We start from the raw sequence: 19,198 nt of genomic DNA, 5'->3' as shown, positions 1-19,198 counted from the left end.
CCTGTGCGCACACATCACCTCACGCCCGGTGTGCGGGGCGGTGGCGGTCGGCCTACCGTGGCCGCATGGGTGACGCGGTGGAACTGGCAGCGGGCGGCCGGACCGTACGGCTGTCCAGCCCCGACAAGATCTTCTTTCCCGAGCGCGGCTACACCAAGCTGGACCTCGCCCAGTACTACCGGGCCGTCGCGCCCGGCATCCTGCGCGCCCTGCGCAACCGCCCCACCACTCTGGAGCGCTACCCCGACGGGGTGACGGGCGAGTCCTTCTTCCAGAAACGGGCCCCGAAGAACATGCCCGACTGGATCCCGACCGCCCGCATCACCTTCCCCAGCGGCCGCAGCGCGGACGAGATGTGCCCCACGGAGGAGGCCGCCGTCCTGTGGGCCGCCCAGTACGGCACGCTCACCTTCCATCCCTGGCCGGTGCGCCGGGACGACGTCGACCACCCCGACGAACTCCGTATCGACCTCGACCCGCAGCCCGGCACCGACTACGACGACGCCGTCCACGCCGCCCACGAACTGCGCGCCGTCCTCGACCAGTACGGCGGCCTGCGTGGCTGGCCCAAGACCTCCGGCGGCCGGGGACTGCACGTCTTCGTGCCCATCGAACCCCGCTGGACCTTCACCCAGGTCCGGCGGGCCGCGATCGCCGTCGGACGGGAGCTGGAGCGCCGGATGCCCGACCGGGTGACGGTCGAGTGGTGGAAGGAGGAGCGCGGTGAGCGCATCTTCCTGGACTACAACCAGACGGCCCGGGACCGCACGATCGCCTCCGCCTACTCCGTACGGCCGCGTCCGGACGCCCCCGTCTCCGCCCCCCTGCGCTGGGAGGAGGTCGGTGAGGCGCACCCCCGGGACTTCGACCTCGTGACGATGCCCGCCCGCTTCGCCGAACTCGGCGACGTGCACGCCGACATGGACGACCACGCGTTCTCGCTGGAGGCCCTCCTCGACCTGGCGGCGAAGGACGAACGCGACCACGGCCTCGCCGACCTGCCGTACCCGCCGGAGTACCCGAAGATGCCGGGCGAACCCAAACGGGTCCAGCCGAGCCGGGCCCGGCACGAGGAGCGGGGCGAGACGTGAGCACTCGGCCGGGGTGCAGCGAGAGCGCTCTCACCGATCTCCGGGGCCGGGGCTATCCTGATCCGCAATCGACGGTGAGGAGTCCCGAGATGACCGAGACAACCGCCCGTCCCACGCTGGAGGCGGTGGCCGCGCGGGCCGGCGTCTCCCGGGCCACCGTCTCCCGGGTGGTCAACGGCGGCGACGGGGTGCGCGAACCCCTCGTCGAGCGGGTCAGACGGGCGGTGGACGAACTCGGATACGTCCCCAACCAGGCCGCCCGCAGCCTGGTGACCAAACGGCACGACGCGATCGCCGTGGTCATCGCCGAGCCGGAGACCCGCGTCTTCGCCGACCCCTTCTTCGCCCTGCAACTGCGCGGCATCAGCAAGGAGCTGACGGTCCACGACAGCCAGCTCGTCCTGCTGCTCACCGAGGGCCGCGACGACCACGCCCGCGTCGGCCGCTACCTCGCCGGTGGCCATGTCGACGGGGCGCTGGTGTTCTCGCTGCACCTCGACGACCCGCTGCCCGGACTGATCCAGGGCGCCGGAGTGCCGACCGTGTTCGGCGGCCGCCCCGGCTGGAGCGACGGCGCACCCGGTCCGGTCTACGTCGACAGCGACAACCGGGGCGGCGCCCGGGCGGCCGTGCGCCACCTCGTCGGGCTCGGCCGGACCCGGATCGCGCACATCGCGGGCGCCCTCGACCAGACGTCCGCGGTGGACCGGCTCGACGGCTTCCGGGACGTCATGCCGGACGCCGACCCGAGGATGGTCGTCGAGAGCGACTTCACCCCGGCCGGCGGTGAACGCGCGATGCGTGAACTCCTCGACCGCTGCCCCGACCTGGACGGCGTGTTCGCGGCCAACGACCTCACCGCCGCGGGCGCCCTGCGCGTCCTGCGCGAACGCGGACGGCGGGTGCCCGAGGACGTCGCCGTGATCGGCTTCGACGACATGCTGCCCGTCGCCGAGCAGACCGACCCGCCGCTGACCACGATCCGCCAGGACATAGAGGAGATGGGCCGTCTGATGGCCCGTCTCCTGCTCCGTCGCGTCGACCGCGGCACCACCGGCCGGACCGACGCGGACACGCCGGCCGCCGTGGTCCTCCCGACGACCCTGGTGCGCCGCGCCTCCGCCTAGGGCCTGTCCGGCGGATCAAGTCGCAGGAAAGCGGCGATGCCCCATCAGCCCAGGTGAGCGGGGTCTGGTGCGTCCAGATGCAAGGCGGAGGAGGGAGTCGACGCGGAGTGTCGGCGAGTGACGACAACGCCGCAGCTGGGCGTGCCAGACCCCGCGTCTGCGGCATGATCCGCCGGACAGGCCCTAGCTCAGGCTCCGGAGCGGCGCGGGGCCGGTCAGGGCTGCTGCTGCGCGCTCCGGATCACCGCGAAACGGGCTCCGGCCGGATCGGCCAGCTTGGCGATCCGGCCCACGTCCGGCACGTCCGTGGCCGGCATCCGGACCGTGCCGCCCAGCTCCTGCGCCTTGGCGACGGCCGCGTCCGCGTCGGTCACCTCGAAGTACGGCAGCCAGTACGGACCGGTCGCGGCCTCCGTCGGGTCGTCGGCCAGCGGTACCAGACCGCCGAACATGGCGTCCTCCCCGCCGTCGGCGGGGTTCAGACAGGTGTAGGTGCCGCCGGGGAACGGGAGGGCGGACGTCTCGTGGCCGAGCACCTTGTGATAGAACGCGGCAGCCGCCGCGATGTCCGGCGTGTACAGCTCGACCCAGCACAGCGAGCCGGTCTCCTCGGCCACGTCCACCCCCTTGACGCGCCCCGGCTGCCAGAGGCCGAACTGCACCCCGGCCGGGTCCGCGAGGATCGCCATGTGGCCCTGGCCCATGACGTCCATCGGCGGGTGCAGCACACGGCCGTGGGTCTGCTCCGCCGTCTTCGCGGTGGCCTCCACGTCCGGGCTCTGGAAGTACACGTTCCAGGACGGCGGGCCCTGTTCCGCGGTGGTCTGCATACCGCCGGCCGCGGTCCGCCCGCCGAGCTGGAAGAAGCCGTAGCCACCGGCCTCGGGGCCCGCCGAGACGAACTGCCAGCCGAACAGGGCGGCGTAGAAGGCGGTGGCGCCCTCGAGGTCGGACGTGCCGAGGTCGATCCAGTTCGGGGAGCCGTCGACGAAACGGGTGGTGAGCATCTGCGCCCTCCTTGAAGGGGGTCCCGGTGCCTGCACTGCCGAGTCTTGCACCGCCCACTGACACCCGCTGCCGTGGCGACCCGACGGAGCGGGGCACGACGACGGCGGACACGGAGATCACCTTCCGTGACGGCGGATGCCCCGATTGTTCCTCCCGCCTCCGCGCGCCGCCGTGCGCCACGGCGGTGCGCGGGAGGATCATCGGGCGGCCGGAGCCGTCGGACCGACGCGTTGATCCGGCGTTGATCGAACGTTTTTCGCCGTCCGGCACGATCCTGTCCATGCAGACCGACACCATCGCCACGCCCGACCTCGCCTGGCAGGCCGGGGCTCTGTGCGCGCAGACCGGGGCGGACTTCTTCTTTCCCGAGCCGGGCAGCTCGGTACGGGAGGCGAAGCGCATCTGCGGAATGTGCGAGATGCGCTCCGCCTGCCTCGACTACGCCCTCGCCAACGACGAGCGCTTCGGGGTCTGGGGCGGCCTGTCCGAGAAGGAACGGCTCGAGCTCCGGCGCACGGCCAACTGAAAAACCCTGTGTTCCACCGCCACCCGGCCGGTTACGATCATGGTGCGTCCGGACGTAGAGCAGAGGCAGACTCGCCGCCTTGTCAGGGCGGATACGCCGGTTCGAATCCGGTCGTCCGGACGCGTTCACGGTCCCGTGGAGCAGAGGCGGACTCGCCGCCTTGTCAGGGCGGATACGCCGGTTCGAATCCGGCCCGGACCACGGTACGACGGACACGGGGCGGGCGGGACGGATGGGCGAGCTGATCACCGGGTCGGACACCGGGGCGATCATCGGATCGGACACCGGGTCGCAGACCGAGCCGGCGGTCGACGCGGTCGGCGGGTCGGAGACCGAGGCGGCCCACGCAGCCGCCACCGAGGCCCTCACCGAGGCGGAACTGGCTGCCTTCCACCGCACCGTGGGCAAGCTGCGGGCGCTGCCCGTCGACGACGCCCGCAGGCTGCGGGCGGAGCAGGTCGCCGCGTCCTTCGCCCGCGACGGACGGCTGCGCCGCCGCAAGTCGCGCAGCACCGAGACCTCGGCCGCCGACGCGGCGGCGATGGCGGCCACCGCGACCGGCGCGCCGGACCGGCGCGAGGACGCGCCCCTGGCCGTGCCCGGCACCGGCGGCAACTTCCGCAGACCGCGTACCTGCTATGTCTGCAAGGAGCCCTATCGACAGGTCGACTCCTTCTACCATCGGCTCTGCCCGCGGTGCGCCGAGGACAACACGACCCGCCGGGGCCTGAGCACCGATCTCGGCGGCCGACGCGTGCTGCTCACCGGCGGCCGGGTCAAGATCGGGTTCCAGCTGGCCCTGATGATGCTGCGCGACGGCGCGGACGTGCTCGTCACCTCCCGCTTCCCGCACGACACCGTGCGCCGTTTCGAGGCCGCGCCCGGCAGCGCCGAATGGCTCGACCGGCTCACCGTGCTCGCCGTCGACCTGCGCGACCCACGCCAGGTGCTCGGACTCTGCGAGGAACTGCGCCGAACGGGTGAGCCGCTGGACATCCTCGTCAACAACGCGGCACAGACCGTGCGCCGACCGCCCGAGTCGTACGGGCTGCTCGCCGCCGGCGAGTACGACGCCCTGCCCGAGGGCGCCCGTCAGGCTCCGGGCTTCCGCCCGATGCGGATGCTGGCGGGCTCGGCGGCCGCCGTGCCCGCCGCCCTGCGGGAGGCCGACGAGGCCGGGCTGCTCCCCGACCCGTCCCCGGAGAACTCCTGGTCGGCGCGGCTCGGCGCCCTCGACCCGGCCGAGGTGCTGGAGACCCAACTGGTCAACGCCCTCGCCCCGGCCCTGCTGTGCGACCGGCTGCTGCCGCTGCTGCTCGCCTCCCCGCACCCGCGTCGCTACGTCGTCAACGTCACCGCGGTCGAGGGCCGGTTCGCCGTGCGCAACAAGACCGCCGGCCATCCGCACACCAACATGGCCAAGGCGGCCCTGAACATGCTCACCCGCACCAGCGCCGCCGAACTCGCGGAGCAGGGCGTGCACATGTGCGCCGTCGACACCGGATGGATCACCGACGAGAACCCGGCGCCGAAGAAGGCACGGATGGCCCGGGCCGGGTTCCGCACCCCGCTGGACATCGTGGACGGCGCGGCCCGCGTCTACGACCCGATCGTGCGGGGCGAGTCCGGCGAACCGCTGTCCGGCGTGTTCCTCAAGGACTACCGAGAAGCGGCCTGGTGACCACCGCCCGGGCTCCGGTCCGGGCGCCGCATCGTCGTGAACACCTCGGTCCAGAAGCGCTGTTGCTGCGGCGACGCGCCCACCAGATAGGTCGCGCGCAACTTCGCCGGCAGCAGCGGGACGAGCCGGGACACCGCGGCGCGGTGCTTCTTCAGCTGTGACAACTCCGCGTTGGCCAGCAGCTGATGGACGATGTCGCTGTCGTCGCCGCCCTCGTCGGAGTGCTCGGCCGCGCGCCGCAGCCGGGCCTCCCAGACGTCGATGTCGCGGGCGAGCTCCCGCAGACCGGTGACCGGACGGCCCCGGAACCGGTCGATCAGCGCGGTGAGCGGTACCGGCGCGTACTCGCCGTCACCCAGATAGACCGTGGCCATCTCCAGCGGCAGTCCGCGGCGGTGCAGCTTGATCAGCCGCTCCATGGTGCGCTTGGTGATCCAGGCCCGGCCGTCGTCGTCGATGTCGTGCTTCCACCACTCCAGGACCGTCTCCGCGTCCGCGCCGTAGCGGGCGAGCAGCCACTCGTTGGCCGGGATGTCGTCCGGCTCCACCTCCAGGGACGCGGTGAACCGGGACGCCTGGGCGATGTTGTTCCGCGACACCAGCAGTTTGCGGCCGAGGTGGTACGGCGGGTTCTGCACGGCTATCTGCGCCCGTAGCTGCTCGATCCGGCGGCCGGCCAGCGACCACTCCTGGGTGATCTCCATCAGCTTGGCGAACGCCGCCTTGTCCTTGGGCCGGTTGTACTCGTCCCACACGATCACCTTGGGCTCCGGGCCGGTGAACCTGGCGGCCAGCAGGTTGTCCAGGGTGCCGTCCGCCGCCGGGACCGGTGCGCACAGGTCCTCGACGTTGGTCACGGGCAGCGAGAAGTACAGGGCCTCCCGCCCGAGCCCCGCGCGCACCGTCTCCCGCACCAGTTCCGTCTTGCCGCAACCCGGCGGTCCCTGGAGCAGCACCGTCCAGCGGTTGCGCAGCGCGGCCCGTACGACCTGCCGTACCGGGTCGGCGATCCGCGACGGGTTGGGCACGTTCAGCGCCGCCGCGACCTGGTCGAGGATCTCGGCCGTGCGGTTCGGGCCCGGCCTGCCGTCCGGACCGGGCTCGGCCAGCCGCAGCCGTTCGCCGTCGACCAGGGGCAGGCCCCAGCGCAGCGGGAAGCCCTCGCGGGCGTTGGCCAGGACGTGGTCGAGGGTGCGCGGGGAGAACAGCTCGCGCAGCGCCGGAGGCAGCGACGCCCACAGGGCGAAGACCGGACGCAGGTCCCACGGACGGTACTTGGCGGCGAGATGGCGTCGCCAGGAGGTGTCGTTCGCCGTGATCCGCAGGGTGACCATGCGGTCGAGGAGCGCCAGGTCGCTGCGCCGGGCCGAGGTCTCGGCCAGCGACTCGTTGTCGGTGAGGAAGACGCCGACGCAGCCGAGGGCCCGCAGATCGTGCTCGCCGAGGGTCCAGTCGCAGGCGATCTGCATCAGCTGCGACTGGATCGTGTCGCCCGCCTGGAGGGAGTCGTCGACGAGCAGCACGAACGGACGGCCGGGCTTGAGCTGGTTCATCACCAGCTGGCGCAGCACGAGTTCGCCCGTGTGCGGATCCCGTACCGGCGCGTTGACCAGCAGGTCGTCCGGCGTCAGGTTCGCCGCCGGGACGTACACCAGCGTGGCGTCCGGGTGGGCGCGGGCGACGTGCGAGAAGAACGTCGCCGTCTTGCCGATGCCGTGCTCGCCGAAGACCTGGCCGGTCTGCCCGAGCTCGATCATCGCGTCGATGAACTCCTCGAGGCGTGAGACCTCACCGGCCCCGCGGCCGGGGTCGGCGGCGGCGAACTCCCCTGCAAGCGTGCTCATTCGTCTGTCCCCGTGTGTCCGTCTGTCCGTGTGTGCGTGCGCCCGGTCACCCGGGTCTCCCGAGCGGCGGTGTCTCCGTGGGCACGCGATGGCAGGCCATCGCCGGTGTGTGCGCCTCGGGCCACTCGCTGCCGCCCTCGGTGATCAGCCAGATCCATTTCTCCGGCTCCGCGGGCGTGATCGCGGGGGCGTACCCGTCGGTGAGGACGACGACCGCGTCCGGACGGACGTCGAGACGCCGTCCGTTCACCTCCGTACGTCCCTCCACGTAGTCCGCGACGGCCTGGAAGCTCGTGCCGCCCCCGCCGTACACCCGCTCTCCCGGGGCGAAGGGCATCACCACGGCGTCGAAGGACAGCCAGTGCGCCTCGACCCCGTCGATCCGGCCGACCAGTCCGGTCAGCCAGGTCACCACGTGCTGCGGCATGGAGCCCGAGGTGTCGTAGGCGATGACGAGGACCTTCTCGCGCACCGGGCCGCGCCGCGCGAGCATCGGGTCCTGGCCGAGGGCGGCGAGCAGGGCGCCGCGCTTCTTCGGGTACACCAGCCGCTCGCCGTCGCGCAGCTTCGAGCCGAGGACGTCGACGAGCCAGCGCTGCCACCAGTGGACGGTCCGCGTGCGCGCGGTCTCGCCGCGCAGTACGCCCGCGCCGAGGCTTCCCCAGATCCGCGCGGTCCGCGCCGGACCGTCCTCGGTGCGGCGCATCAGGTCGAGCAGTTCCCGCTCCGCGCCCGTGTGCCCGCGCCGGGCCGCCAGCAGGGAGTTGAGCAGCACCGAGGACACCACCGCGTCGACGGTCTCCGGGTCGGCGGGCACCCCGCCCTCCGCCAGATGCACGCACAGCCGCCGCTGCGGGACCGGCGGATGCCGCATCCGCTTCAGCTCGCCGTGGACGCGCAGGTCCGTGACGACGAACGCCTCGTACGGGACGGGCTCCAGGCCGTGCGCGGTCAGGTCCGCGCGGTAGGCCTCGTACACCTCGCGCGGGTCGACTCCGGTGGGCCGGCCGTTCAGCGTGGGCAGCGCCGTCCGGCCGAGGCGGACCAGTGCCACATGGTTGATGGACACCTCGGCCGCCAGCTCGAACACCGGGTCGTCGCGCAGTTCGGGCTCGGCGTACAGATGCCGGTGCACCAGGTGGCGCGCCTCGTGGAACAGCACGAACTTCACGCCGTCCAGGCCCAGTCGTACGAAAAAGTCCGGGTTGAACAGCAGCAGACAGGTGCCGTCGCCGGAGGCGACCACGGCCGCCGTGTCCACCGCGGTCGTCGGGATCTGATGGTGGCACTTGGCGTACAGCCAGGACGCCACCGCCGACTCGGTCAGGCCGAAGTCCAGCAGGGCGGCCTCCTTGAGCCGCCGTGCCTCCGCGACCACGGCGGGGTCCGCCGGACGGTACCGCTCCAGCGCCCTGCGGTCGGCCAGGTCCACGACCGGGGGACGCCGACGCCCCCGCTCCCCGTACGCCATCCCGTGCCCCCCGTCCCCCCGTGCAGCGCGTCAGGTGCCAGGCGTCAGGTGTCCCCGTGCCGCATGGCATGTGACCGCGTGACTCATTGGTACCAGCCCGCACCGACAACGGGCGAAGGCATTACGCTCGGGCCCAAGGGCGGGGCCGTAGCGCAGAGGCAGGCGCACCGGTCTCCAAAACCAGAGCACGCTGGTTCGAATCCAGCCGCCCCGCCCCCTCACCTCGCCCCGCCCCACCGCCGGTTCAGGCGATGGCGCCCGCGGTCGCCACCAGTTCGGGGGCGGTGCCGTGGAAGGTGGGCATCAGCTGCGCCAGTACCGCCCAGGCCTCCTCGCGGTCGCCCAGGTGGTCGTGCACGAGCGGGCGCAGGGCGTCCCGGGCGCCGGCCAGGCGCGCCGGGAACAGCGTGTGGCCCAGGGACAGCAGCCCCAGTACGCGCGCGGCGGGGCCGTGCTCCGTCGCGTACTCGGCCGGGCCGCTCAGGATTCCGGCCTGCCGCACGCGGTGGGTGAACTTGCGATGGGTGCCGAACCCGGCGCGCAGCGCGGGCGGACAGTCCGGCCGTACGGACAGGGCCCAGCGCGCGTAGCCGGGCAGCGGACGCTCCCGGTCCGCGTCGGCGGCCTCCTGCCAGTCCGGGCGCTCGACGACCATGGAGGCGGCGGCGCGTCCCCCTTCCATGGAGGTGGCCGCGCGCAGGGCGCCGACCAGGCCGAGCCGGGTGAAGCTCTCGGGCACCGGGGGTTCCAGTCCGCGCAGCCTGGGGGCGACGGGCACCGGTGCCGTACGGCCGGGGCCGAACGGCACACCGCGGACGACGGCCCGGCGGATGCCGTCGTTCGCCGGCAGGTGCCGCCACACCACGGTGTTCAGGTCGGGGTCGTCCTCCTCCAGGACCCACAGCAGCAGGGACGCGGGCACCGGCGGCCACGTCCACATGGACAGCAGTCGCCGCTGTGCCGTCGGGGACCGGTCGGGGCGGGACAGGCCGATGCGCCGGCGGACCCGCCTGCCGGTCCGGTTCTCGACCAGGCCCAGCAGGAAGTCGACCGCCTGCTGCGAGGTGCTGTCGTCATGCATGGCGGCATGATGCCGCAGGTCCGCGGCGGGCCGCACCGGGAATTCGGCCCGCCGCGCGCGTGCGGTCAGCCCGCGGCCCGCGCCGCCATCCGCGCCTTGCGGGCCGCGAGCTTCTCGTCGAACTTCGCGGCCTCCGAGTCGAGGCCGCCCATGAACAGGCCGAGCTCTTCCTGCGCCTGGAGGCCCTCGGGGCCCAGGCCGTCGATCTCCAGGACCCTCAGGTGGCGCAGGACGGGCTGGATGACGTCGTCGTGGTGGATGCGCAGGTTGTAGACCTCGCCGATGGCCATCTGCGCGGCGGCGCGCTCGAAGCCGGGCATCCCGTGACCGGGCATCCGGAAGTTCACGACGACGTCCCGGACCGCCTGCATGGTCAGGTCGGGGGCCAGTTCGAACGCCGCCTTCAGCAGGTTGCGGTAGAAGACCATGTGGAGGTTCTCGTCGGTCGCGATGCGGGCCAGCATGCGGTCGCAGACCGGGTCGCCGGACTGGTGTCCGGTGTTGCGGTGCGAGATGCGGGTCGCCAGCTCCTGGAAGGCGACGTACGCGACCGAGTGCAGCATCGAGTGACGGTTGTCCGACTCGAAGCCCTCGCTCATGTGCGCCATGCGGAACTGCTCGAGCTTGTCAGGGTCCACCGCGCGCGAGGTGAGCAGGTAGTCCCGCATCACGATGCCGTGCCGGCCCTCCTCGGCGGTCCAGCGGTGCACCCAGGTGCCCCAGGCGCCGTCCCGGCCGAACAGGGTGGCGATCTCGTGGTGGTAGCTGGGGAGGTTGTCCTCGGTCAGCAGGTTCACCACCAGGGCGATCCGGCCGATCTCCGTGACCTTGGACTGCTCCTTGCCCCAGGCCTCGCCGTCCTCGAAGATGCCGGGGAAGTTACGGCCGTCGCTGAACGGCACGTACTCGTGGGGCATCCAGTCCTTGGCGACCTTCAGATGACGGTTCAGCTCCGTCTCGACGACCTCCTCCAGCGCGTACAGGAGCTTGGCGTCTGTCCACGCGGCAGAGCTGCCGAGGTGAGGGGAGGTGATCGTCACGGGTAACTCCAGGGGACGCGGTGCACGGTCGAACGGTCCGGCGAGCGGTGCCGGAACTTACGGAATCGTAGGCTACGAAGCCGTAGGTTACGTTGCCGTAGGTTAAGTTCTCCGTAAAGACCGCTGATCAGCCCGCCTTTTTCCGTGAAAACCGCATGTTTCCCGCGGCCGGGTTCAGGGCGGCGCGACACCCCGGGAGGGGCGGCTCCCAGGGCTGGACGGGTGATGTTCACCCGAACGGGCGTATCGCGGTAACGGGAGGTACGGGAGGTACGGGAGGTACGGGAGGTACGGGAGGTACGGGAGGTACGGGAGGTACGGGAGGTACGGGAGGTACGGGGCATGCGGGGTGCGCGGGGTGCGCGGGGTCAGACGTAGAGGTCCCGCAGGCGCACCGACAGGCAGGTCACGCAGCCTTCGAGCTTCTCGAACTCGCTGATGTCCACCACGACCACCTCATGGCCCAGGTCCGTGAGCAGCTCCGCCGTCTTCGGCGCGCTCGCGGCCATGAGCAGCTTGCCGCCGCCGAGCAGCACCACGTGCGAGCCGGACTCCTCGGGCACGGGGAGGAAACGGGGGAACAGCGAGGGCTGGTCCACGTTCGGGATGTACCCGAGGACCGTCCCGTCGGGCAGCGCGGTGACCGCCGACTTCAGATGCAGCACCTTGCTCACGGGCACGGTCACGACCCGCGCGCCCAGCGGCTCGAAGGCGGCGCGCAGCTGTTGCACCCCGGCCGCGTTGGTGCGCCCGCCCCGGCCGACGTAGACCGTGTCGTCGATCTTCAGGACGTCGCCGCCGTCCAGCGTGCCCGGCTCCCAGATCCAGTTCACCGAGCAGCCCAGCCGGGCCACCGCCTCCTCGACCCCGGCGGTCTCCTCGCGCCGGGCCTCGGCGCCGGGCCGGGCGATCACGGCGACGTTCCGGTACATGACCACCGTGTCCTCGACGAACACGGAGTCGGGGCAGTCGTCGGCCGGCTCCACCTCGACCGTCTCCCAGCCGTGCGCCTGGAGCGCCGCCACGTACGCCTCCCACTGCTCGACCGCGAGATCGACGTCGGGCTGCTCCCGCTCGATGTGTGTCACCAGGCCTTCGGCGAGGCGCGGACCGGGGCGGCGGACGAGGGCCTTCTTGCTGGGCACGAGGAGTCTCCGTATCCACTGTGTGTACTCGGTATCCATGATGCGGCGCAGGCTGGACATCATGCAGCGCGGGCGGACGCCGACATAACCCCCGGTGAGAGGCTGTGGCCCTCCTGAGACACGGCCGCCCGGGCCGGGCGCCCGGCCCCGGCGCCCGGCCGCCGGGACGGTGGACGCCGGGACACCGGGAAGGGCCACTACCCGATCTCGTCCGGGGTGATCTCCCGCAGCTCCCCGTCCAGCAGCAGCCAGCGCGTGATGCCCAGCGACTCCAGGAACGGCAGGTCGTGGGAGGCCACGACCAGCGCGCCCTCGTAGGACTCCAGGGCCGTCGTGAGCTGCCGCACGCTCGCCATGTCGAGGTTGTTCGTCGGCTCGTCGAGCAGCAGCAGCTGCGGTGCGGGCTCCGCCAGCATCAGCGCGGCCAGGGCCGCCCGGAAACGCTCGCCGCCGGAGAGCGTCGCCGCCTGCTGGTCGGCGCGGGCCCCACGGAACAGGAAGCGGGCCAGGCGGGCCCGGATCTGGTTGTTCGTGGCGCTCGGCGCGAACCGGGCCACGTTCTCGGCGACCGTCAGCCCGCCGTCGAGGACGTCGAGCCGCTGCGGCAGGAAGCGCAGCGGGACATGCGGCTGCGCCTCGCCCGCGACCGGCGCCAGCTCTCCGGCGACGGTGCGCAGCAGCGTCGTCTTGCCCGCGCCGTTGCGCCCGATCAGCGCCACCCGCTCCGGACCGTGCAGGTCGAGGCCACCGGCCACGCTCGCACCGTATTCGAGTTCGAGGTCGCGCAGGGTGAGCACGGTCCGGCCCGGCGGTACGGCCGTGTACGGCAGGTCGACGCGGATCTCGTCGTCGTCCCGTACGGCCTCCACCGCGTCGTCGAGCCGGTCGCGCGCCTCGGCGAGCCTCTCCTCGTGCATGATGCGGTGCTTGCCGGCGGACTCCTGCGCCGAGCGTCTGCGCGCCCCCATGACGATCTTCGGTTCGCGTTTCTGCTCGAACATCTTCTGGCCGTACCGCTTGCGCCGCGCCAGTTTGACCTGCGCGTCGACCAACTCGCGCTTCTGCTTGCGCAGGTCGGCCTCCGCGACCCGCACCATGCGCTCGGCGGCCTCCTGCTCGGTGGCCAGCAACTCCTCGTACGCGGAGTAGGTGCCGCCGTACCAGACGATCTCGCCGGAGCGCAGGTCCGCGATCTGGTCGACCAGTTCCAGGAGTTCGCGGTCGTGGCTGACCACGACCAGGACGCCCGGCCAGGCGGAGACGGCCGCGTACAGCCGCTTGCGCGCGTACAGGTCGAGGTTGTTGGTGGGCTCGTCGAGGAGCAGGACGTCCGGGCGGTCCAGCAGGAGTGCGGCCAGCCGCAGCAGCACGGACTCGCCGCCCGACACCTCGCCGATCGTGCGGTCCAGGCCGATGTGGCCGAGACCGAGTTCGCCGAGGGTGGCGAGCGCGCGTTCCTCCACGTCCCAGTCGTCGCCGATGATCTCGAACTGCCGCTCGGACGCGTCGCCCCGTTCGATGGCGTGCAGCGCGGCGCGCCGGGCGGCGATGCCGAGGGCCTCGTCGACCTTGAGGGCGGTGTCGAGCGTGACGTTCTGCGGGAGGTAGCCGACCTCTCCCGCGATCCGGACGGTTCCGTCGGCCGGGACCAGCTCCCGGGCGATCAGTTTCAGCAGGGTCGACTTCCCGGAGCCGTTGACGCCGACGAGACCGGTTCTGCCGGGGCCGAAGGAGATGTCCAGGCCGTCGAACACGGAGGTGCCGTCGGGCCAGGCGAAGGAGAGGGACGTACAGGTGAGGGATGCGGACATACGGGCCTCGCGGTTGCTTGATGCGGTCAGGGCAAGCGCGTATCAAGACACCGCGGGGCAATCGCCGGAAAGTCCTGTGCCGGAACTCAGGAGGACGGCTCGGACGCCGAGGTCGCACACCAAACACACACCCTCGGGTGTGTGCGGCGGTGTCTCAGGACCTCAGACGAGCAACGTCCTTCTCCGATCGACGACAACAGGAACGTCATCCACGGTACGAAGGCCCTGGGGGGACGTCAATCGAATTAGGACGCGGTCCGCTGTGCCGTGCGACTCCTGCCATGCGACTCCTCCGGCCCCGGGACCCGTCGGTGTCGGATTCCTGCCAGCCGAGCCGGGGGAACCGCTGCTTGAGTGGTGCCCATGACGAACCCGAGCACCCTGCGCGAGCGCGCCCTCGCCTTCCGAGCCCTGCACATCCCCGGACGCCCGCTCGTCCTGCCGAACGCCTGGGACGCCGCCGGTGCCCGGGTCGTCGAGGACGCGGGCGCCGCGGCGGTCGCGACCACCAGCGCCGGCCTGGCCTGGTCCCTGGGCGCGCCCGACGGCGGCCGCCTCGACCGGGAACGGGCCGTCGGGGCCCTGACGGCCGTGGTGTCCGCGGTCCGGGTGCCGGTGAGCGCGGACGTCGAGGGCGGCTACGCGCCGGATCCGCAGGGCGTCGCCGCGACCGTCCGCGCGGTGCTCGCGGCGGGCGCCGTGGGCGTGAACCTGGAGGACGCGCTGTACGACGGGCCCGAGCCGCTGCGGCCGGTCGCGGAGCAGGCCGAGCGTATCGCCGCCGCCCGTGCCGCCGCCGACGCGCAGGGCGTGCCGCTGTTCGTCAACGCCCGGATCGACACCTTCCTGCGGGGCGCCGGGGGAGTGGACCGCACGCTGGAACGGGCCGCCGCGTTCCTCGCCGCGGGCGCCGACGGGATCTTCGTCCCCGGGACCGTCGACCCGGAGACCGTCAAGCTCCTCGTCGACGGCGTGGACGGTCCGCTCAACATCCTGGTCGGCCCCGGCTCCCCCTCGGTCGCCGCACTGGCCGGGCTCGGCGTCGCGCGCGTGAGCGCCGGTTCGGGCCTGGCCGAGGCGGCGTACGCCGAGGTCCGCCGGGTCGCGCGGGAGCTGCTGGACACGGGGAGGTACGACGTGCCGGCCGGCGGGCCCGGCTACGGCGGGCTGAACAAGCTGCTGGCGGGCAGGCCCTAGCCGGCGTCCCGCAGCAGTTCCGCCAGGTCGTGGTCGAGGTCGAGGTGGAGGTGCTCCTGGCCGATCCCGACCAGCTCGCTCGTGGCGTGCAGGAAGCGGCGGATCTCCGCCGAGTGGACGTGCACGACGGCGGTGCCCTCGGGCGCGTGGAACTCCATGACGGTACGGCCGTACCCGTACGGCCGGATGCGCACGTCGCCGTGGCCCTCCGGGCCGTGCAGGCCGGCCGTGAGCAGGTCGCGGGCGAACGTCCAGCACACGTCGACGCCTTCGAGGGTGGCCGGGGCCGGGAAGGTCATGTGGATCGCGAACGGGTCACGCCGGTCGTAGTGCAGCGTGGCGGGGATGCTCGGCACCCGTGGCGCGGCGGCGACCAGACGGGCCTCTACGGACTGCTCGATGACGGTGGACAACGCCTTGCTCCCTAGGACGGCTGGACGGCGGAACCGGACGGGACGGGTACTGGTAGAGACGTACCGAACGGCCCATCCGTGCACCCGGGTGCCGAGTGACCTCGGTCACCGACTTCAATCCGGGAGCGACCGGGAAGTGACCGAGGGAGCGGCCGGGGCAGTGGCCGGGAGCGGGCGGGGAGAGCTACTGCCTTTGCATTCAAGGCAGTTGAGGCGATTCGAGATGACCCGAGGCGCTCTGGACGCGGGCGGTGCGGTGGGCTAGCTTCCCCCGCCATGAGACGTACGGCGCACCTGGGGAAGACGAGACGCACGACGACCGCCGGCCGGTCGCGCCGGTCCGCCCGCCTCCTGGCCGCGGTGACGGCGGTGACGGCGGCGGTGTGCGCGTCGGTCGCCGTACCGGCGCAGGCCCGCACACAGCCTCGGCCGGCGGCCCACGGGCAACCGCAGGCACCCGCGCAGTCCCGGCCGCACCCGAAGCCGCACCCGACCCCGCACTGGGACCTGAAGGACACCGGCGTGCCCGGCGTCCGCCTGCGCGGACTGTCCGCCGTCGACCGGGACACGGCCTGGGTGGCCGGGACCGGCGGCACGGTCCTGCGCACCACGGACGGCGGGGCGGGCTGGCGCGACGTCTCACCGCCGGGCGCCGCCGACCTCCAGTTCCGGGACGTCGAGGCGTTCGACGCGCGGCGCGCCGTGGTGCTGGCCATCGGCGAGGGCGAGGCGTCGCGGGTGTACCGCACCGACGACGGCGGGGCGAGCTGGACGGAGTCCTTCCGCAACACCGACGCCAAGGCCTTCTACGACTGCCTCACCTTCTTCGACCGGCGGCACGGCCTGGCGATGAGCGATCCGGTGGACGGCCGGTTCCGCATCCTGTCCACCGGCGACGGCGGCCGCACCTGGCGGGTCCTGCCGAGCGTCGGCATGCCGGCCGCCCTGGACGGCGAGGCGGGCTTCGCCGCGAGCGGCCAGTGCCTGGTCGCCTCCGGGCCGCGGGACGTCTGGCTGGCCACCGGCGGGGGCGCACGCGCGCGTGTGCTGCACTCGGCCGACCGCGGTCTGACCTGGACGGCGGCCGACACCCCGGTCCCGGCCGGCGACCCGGCCCGCGGTGTCTTCGCGCTCGCCTTCCGCGACCGCGGCCACGGTCTCGCGGTCGGCGGCGACTACCGTGCCGACCAGGCGTCCCCGGACGCGGCGGCCCGCACCTTCGACGGCGGCCGCTCCTGGGGGCCCGCCGCCGCGCCCCCGCCCGCCTACCGTTCCGGTGTCACCTGGCTTCCGCGCAGCCGTACGGCCGCCCTCGCGGTCGGCCCCACCGGCACGGACCTGACGACGGACGGCGGCCGCACCTGGCGGACGGTCGACCCGGGCTCGTACGACACCGTGGACTGCGCGGCCGTCGGCCTCGGCTGCTGGGCCGCGGGGGAGAAGGGGCGGGTGGCCCGGCTGGCGTACTGACCGGGCCGCGCCTCAGCCGAGCGTCTCGCGGTACGGCTCCAGCGCGGGGGCCGTCTTCGTCGCCGTGAACTCGGTGATGCGGTACGCGCACACACCGGCCACGACGAAGGGGTCGCCCGCGGCGACCTCCTCGATCCGGGCCCGGTCCGCCGCGACGGCGAGGATCACCCCGCCGTCGCGGGGGTTCTTGCGCCCGGAGGCCAGGAACAGCCCCTTCTCGTACTGCTCGTCGAGCCAGGCCACATGGGCCTCCAGCGCGGCGTCGACGGCTTCGAGCGGGGCGGTGTAGGTGAGCTCCAGTACGAACATGATCAGGAGCCTAGCCCCCGGTACGGGCGGCGGGGCGGGGCCGTAGGCTCGTCGCACCATGACGACCGTACCCATCCCCGCGGGCTGGCCCGCGACCGAGGAAGAGGCCCGTACCGTCCAGGACGAGCTGCGCGGCCGGGTGGTGACCGACGAACCGGGGCCGCCGCCCGGGACCGGGCACGTCACCGGTGTCGACGTCGCCTACGACGACGAGCGGGACGTCGTGGTGGCGGCGGCCGTGGTCCTCGACGCGGCCGGGCTCGGCGTCGTCGCCGAGGCCACGGCGGTCGGCCGGATCTCCTTCCCGTACGTGCCCGGCCTGCTCGCGTTCCGCGAGATCCCGACGGTCCTCGCCGCCCTCGCGGCCCTGCCCTGCCCGCCCGGCTTGGTCGTCTGCGACGGCTACGGCCTCGCCCACCCGCGCCGCTTCGGTCTCGCCAGCCACCTGGGCGTGCTCACCGGCCTGCCGACGATCGGCGTGGCGAAGAACCCCTTCACCTTCGCGTACGACGAGCCGGGCGCCCGGCGCGGAGCGGCCGCGCCGCTCCGGGCGGGCGCGGAGGAGGTCGGACGGGCCCTGCGCACCAGGGACGGCGTCAAGCCGGTGTTCGTCTCCGTCGGCCACCGGGTCGACCTGGACAACGCCTGCGCCCACACGCTCGCCCTCACCCCCGCCTACCGGCTCCCGGAGACCACCCGCCGGGCGGACGCGCTGTGCCGGCGGGCGCTTCAGGAGGCGGTCACGCGCCAGGAGCCCACCTCGCGGTAGTCGGAGTCGTGGACGGCCGCCCCGTCGCCCGGTTCGAGCGCGTAGTGGTGCAGGTTGCCGCCCCAGTACCGCAGGATCCGCCCCAGCTCGCCCGCCGGGTCCTGCGCCGGTTTTCCTTCGTCCACCGTGACCTCGAGCAGGAACTTCACGTCGAACCTCGCCTTCCGTTGCTCCGCCGTGCTTTCGCGGCCAGGCTTCGATCGTTTCATTGAACCGCCCGTTGAGACTTCTCCCGCGACAGGCCCCGGCGGGGCCCGTCGTGAGTCCGATAAGTCTCAAATCCCGCAGCAAGGTGCGCAGACGGCGGCCCGTCACCGGATCGCCGGAAGTCCCGCCGCCGCACCCGTGCTCGGGGCGCCCGCCCCCGAGTGCCGTACTGAGTACCTGTTCTGAGTACGTGTACGGATGTGGCCCGGACGGGCCGGCCGACAGGCTGGGCCGCATGACGACGCAGCGTTCCCCGAAGCCCCTCGCCGACCCGGACCGGCCGGTCGAGCGGGCCGTGACGGCCGCCCTGGTCCTCGCCGCGCTGGCGGGCCTCGCCTGGATAGCCGGGATGATCTACACGGTGGCGGCCTGGCCGCTCTAGTCTTCCGAGTCGGGAATTCTGTTCAGATATGAGGCGAGGCGTTCGAGGATCTCGTCCGCGGTCTTCGTCCAGACGTAGGGCTTGGGGTCGGTGTTCCAGGCGGCAATCCAGTTGCGGATGTCCTTCTCCAGGGCCTGGACGGACCGGTGGACGCCTCGCCTTATCTGCTTGTTGGTCAGTTCGGCGAACCATCGCTCGACGAGGTTCAGCCAGGACGAGCCGGTCGGCGTGAAGTGCAGATGGAACCGGGGGTGGGCCAACAGCCACTTCTTGATCGCAGGGGTCTTGTGGGTCGCATAGTTGTCGCAGATCAGGTGGATATCCAGGTCGGCAGGCACTTCTTTGTCGAGCTTGACCAGGAACTTCTTGAACTCCTCCGCCCGATGCCTGCGGTGCAGGGAGCCGATCACTTTGCCGGTGGCGACCTCGAGCGCGGCGAACAGCGTCGTGGTGCCGGCACGGACGTAGTCGTGGGTCGCCCGCTCGGGAACCCCCGGCATCATCGGCAGCACGGGCTGGGACCGGTCCAGCGCCTGGATCTGCGACTTCTCGTCGACGCAGAACACCAGGGCCCGCTCGGGCGGGTCCAGATACAGGCCCACGACATCGTGGACCTTGTCGACGAA

General features: G+C 72.5%; 19 protein-coding genes and 3 tRNA genes. 11 read left to right on the top strand and 11 right to left on the bottom strand.

The features are described from left to right. Window positions 1-65 precede the first annotated feature (65 nt). Window positions 66-1,091 carry a non-homologous end-joining DNA ligase gene (gene ligD / locus ACZ60B_RS27940; protein ID WP_469391609.1) on the top strand — a complete coding sequence of 342 codons (1,026 nt, stop codon included), beginning with the start codon at window positions 66-68 and terminating at the stop codon, window positions 1,089-1,091. A gap of 89 nt (window positions 1,092-1,180) precedes the next feature. Then, complete coding sequence (locus ACZ60B_RS27935) at window positions 1,181-2,218, top strand: LacI family DNA-binding transcriptional regulator (RefSeq protein WP_469391607.1); 1,038 nt, start codon at window positions 1,181-1,183, stop codon at window positions 2,216-2,218. A gap of 215 nt (window positions 2,219-2,433) precedes the next feature. Here the strand turns inward: ACZ60B_RS27935 and ACZ60B_RS27930 are convergent, their stop codons facing one another. Next, the gene (locus ACZ60B_RS27930) at window positions 2,434-3,225 is read right to left on the bottom strand and encodes a VOC family protein (RefSeq protein WP_469391605.1); all 792 of its coding nucleotides are present in this window, start codon (window positions 3,223-3,225) and stop codon (window positions 2,434-2,436) included. 281 nt (window positions 3,226-3,506) lie between these two features. On the opposite strand from ACZ60B_RS27930, the gene ACZ60B_RS27925 reads away from it, so the two are divergent. The 4 genes from ACZ60B_RS27925 to ACZ60B_RS27910 all read left to right on the top strand — a co-directional run bounded on the left by ACZ60B_RS27925 (window position 3,507) and on the right by ACZ60B_RS27910 (window position 5,433). Next, a complete protein-coding gene (locus ACZ60B_RS27925; RefSeq protein WP_469391603.1) occupies window positions 3,507-3,752 on the top strand; it encodes a WhiB family transcriptional regulator in 246 nt (81 codons plus the stop codon). Between the two features lie 48 nt (window positions 3,753-3,800). After that, window positions 3,801-3,872 (top strand) — tRNA-Asp (locus ACZ60B_RS27920). A 9-nt stretch (window positions 3,873-3,881) separates the two neighbouring features. Beyond that, a tRNA-Asp gene (locus ACZ60B_RS27915) sits at window positions 3,882-3,953 on the top strand. A 31-nt stretch (window positions 3,954-3,984) separates the two neighbouring features. Next, window positions 3,985-5,433: an SDR family oxidoreductase gene (locus ACZ60B_RS27910; protein ID WP_469391601.1), complete on the top strand. Its 1,449-nt coding sequence runs from the start codon at window positions 3,985-3,987 to the stop codon at window positions 5,431-5,433. Here the strand turns inward: ACZ60B_RS27910 and ACZ60B_RS27905 are convergent. Together ACZ60B_RS27905 and ACZ60B_RS27900 are read right to left on the bottom strand one after the other, a co-directional pair. Next, window positions 5,412-7,277, bottom strand: coding sequence for an AAA family ATPase (locus ACZ60B_RS27905; RefSeq protein WP_469391599.1), 1,866 nt, complete (start codon window positions 7,275-7,277; stop codon window positions 5,412-5,414). The two genes, ACZ60B_RS27910 and ACZ60B_RS27905, sit on opposite strands and share 22 nt — an antisense overlap. A 46-nt stretch (window positions 7,278-7,323) precedes the next feature. Beyond that, window positions 7,324-8,748 (bottom strand): DUF2201 family putative metallopeptidase, encoded by a 1,425-nt coding sequence (locus ACZ60B_RS27900; protein ID WP_469391597.1) that lies wholly within the window; start codon window positions 8,746-8,748, stop codon window positions 7,324-7,326. 139 nt (window positions 8,749-8,887) lie between these two features. Between ACZ60B_RS27900 and ACZ60B_RS27895 the strand changes: the two genes are divergently transcribed. Then, window positions 8,888-8,963 (top strand) — tRNA-Trp (locus ACZ60B_RS27895). A 29-nt stretch (window positions 8,964-8,992) separates the two neighbouring features. Here the strand turns inward: ACZ60B_RS27895 and ACZ60B_RS27890 are convergent. From ACZ60B_RS27890 to ACZ60B_RS27875, 4 genes are all read right to left on the bottom strand, one after another. Next, window positions 8,993-9,829, bottom strand: a complete 837-nt coding sequence (locus ACZ60B_RS27890) for a hypothetical protein (protein WP_469391595.1) — start codon at window positions 9,827-9,829, stop codon at window positions 8,993-8,995. A gap of 65 nt (window positions 9,830-9,894) precedes the next feature. Continuing rightward, on the bottom strand, window positions 9,895-10,869 hold the full coding sequence (locus tag ACZ60B_RS27885; RefSeq protein WP_469391593.1) for an acyl-ACP desaturase: 975 nt from the start codon (window positions 10,867-10,869) through the stop codon (window positions 9,895-9,897). A 368-nt stretch (window positions 10,870-11,237) separates the two neighbouring features. Next, a complete protein-coding gene (gene ddaH, locus ACZ60B_RS27880; protein WP_469391590.1) occupies window positions 11,238-12,014 on the bottom strand; it encodes a dimethylargininase in 777 nt (258 codons plus the stop codon). Window positions 12,015-12,211: 197 nt separating this feature from the next. Continuing rightward, window positions 12,212-13,825: an ABC-F family ATP-binding cassette domain-containing protein gene (locus ACZ60B_RS27875; RefSeq protein ID WP_469391589.1), complete on the bottom strand. Its 1,614-nt coding sequence runs from the start codon at window positions 13,823-13,825 to the stop codon at window positions 12,212-12,214. Between the two features lie 363 nt (window positions 13,826-14,188). On the opposite strand from ACZ60B_RS27875, the gene ACZ60B_RS27870 reads away from it, so the two are divergent. Then, window positions 14,189-15,022 carry an isocitrate lyase/PEP mutase family protein gene (locus ACZ60B_RS27870; protein ID WP_469391587.1) on the top strand — a complete coding sequence of 278 codons (834 nt, stop codon included), beginning with the start codon at window positions 14,189-14,191 and terminating at the stop codon, window positions 15,020-15,022. On the opposite strand, the gene ssgD is transcribed toward ACZ60B_RS27870, so the two are convergent. Beyond that, a complete protein-coding gene (gene ssgD / locus ACZ60B_RS27865) occupies window positions 15,019-15,435 on the bottom strand; it encodes a spore wall synthesis regulator SsgD (protein ID WP_469391584.1) in 417 nt (138 codons plus the stop codon). The two genes, ACZ60B_RS27870 and ssgD, sit on opposite strands and share 4 nt — an antisense overlap. 276 nt (window positions 15,436-15,711) lie before the next feature. Between ssgD and ACZ60B_RS27860 the strand changes: the two genes are divergently transcribed. Continuing rightward, on the top strand, window positions 15,712-16,905 hold the full coding sequence (locus ACZ60B_RS27860) for a WD40/YVTN/BNR-like repeat-containing protein (protein ID WP_469391582.1): 1,194 nt from the start codon (window positions 15,712-15,714) through the stop codon (window positions 16,903-16,905). A 12-nt stretch (window positions 16,906-16,917) separates the two neighbouring features. Here the strand turns inward: ACZ60B_RS27860 and ACZ60B_RS27855 are convergent, their stop codons facing one another. Further along, complete coding sequence (locus tag ACZ60B_RS27855) at window positions 16,918-17,214, bottom strand: YciI family protein (protein WP_469391581.1); 297 nt, start codon at window positions 17,212-17,214, stop codon at window positions 16,918-16,920. Between the two features lie 58 nt (window positions 17,215-17,272). Here ACZ60B_RS27855 and ACZ60B_RS27850 point away from each other — a divergent pair, with 58 nt between their 5' ends. After that, window positions 17,273-17,983 carry an endonuclease V gene (locus tag ACZ60B_RS27850; RefSeq protein WP_469391579.1) on the top strand — a complete coding sequence of 237 codons (711 nt, stop codon included), beginning with the start codon at window positions 17,273-17,275 and terminating at the stop codon, window positions 17,981-17,983. On the opposite strand, the gene ACZ60B_RS27845 is transcribed toward ACZ60B_RS27850, so the two are convergent. Then, window positions 17,944-18,132 (bottom strand): hypothetical protein, encoded by a 189-nt coding sequence (locus ACZ60B_RS27845; RefSeq protein WP_469391577.1) that lies wholly within the window; start codon window positions 18,130-18,132, stop codon window positions 17,944-17,946. The two genes, ACZ60B_RS27850 and ACZ60B_RS27845, sit on opposite strands and share 40 nt — an antisense overlap. A gap of 293 nt (window positions 18,133-18,425) precedes the next feature. On the opposite strand from ACZ60B_RS27845, the gene mmpA reads away from it, so the two are divergent. After that, window positions 18,426-18,572, top strand: a complete 147-nt coding sequence (gene mmpA / locus ACZ60B_RS27840) for a morphogenic membrane protein MmpA (protein ID WP_469391575.1) — start codon at window positions 18,426-18,428, stop codon at window positions 18,570-18,572. Here mmpA and ACZ60B_RS27835 read toward each other — a convergent pair. Then, the coding region (locus ACZ60B_RS27835) for an IS630 family transposase (protein WP_469391573.1) at window positions 18,569-19,198 on the bottom strand (630 nt) is incomplete at its 5' end. The genes mmpA and ACZ60B_RS27835 overlap by 4 nt on opposite strands.

Source organism: Streptomyces sp. NPDC104096, assembly GCF_055584385.1.
This window is presented reverse-complemented; position numbering and strand designations above follow the sequence as displayed.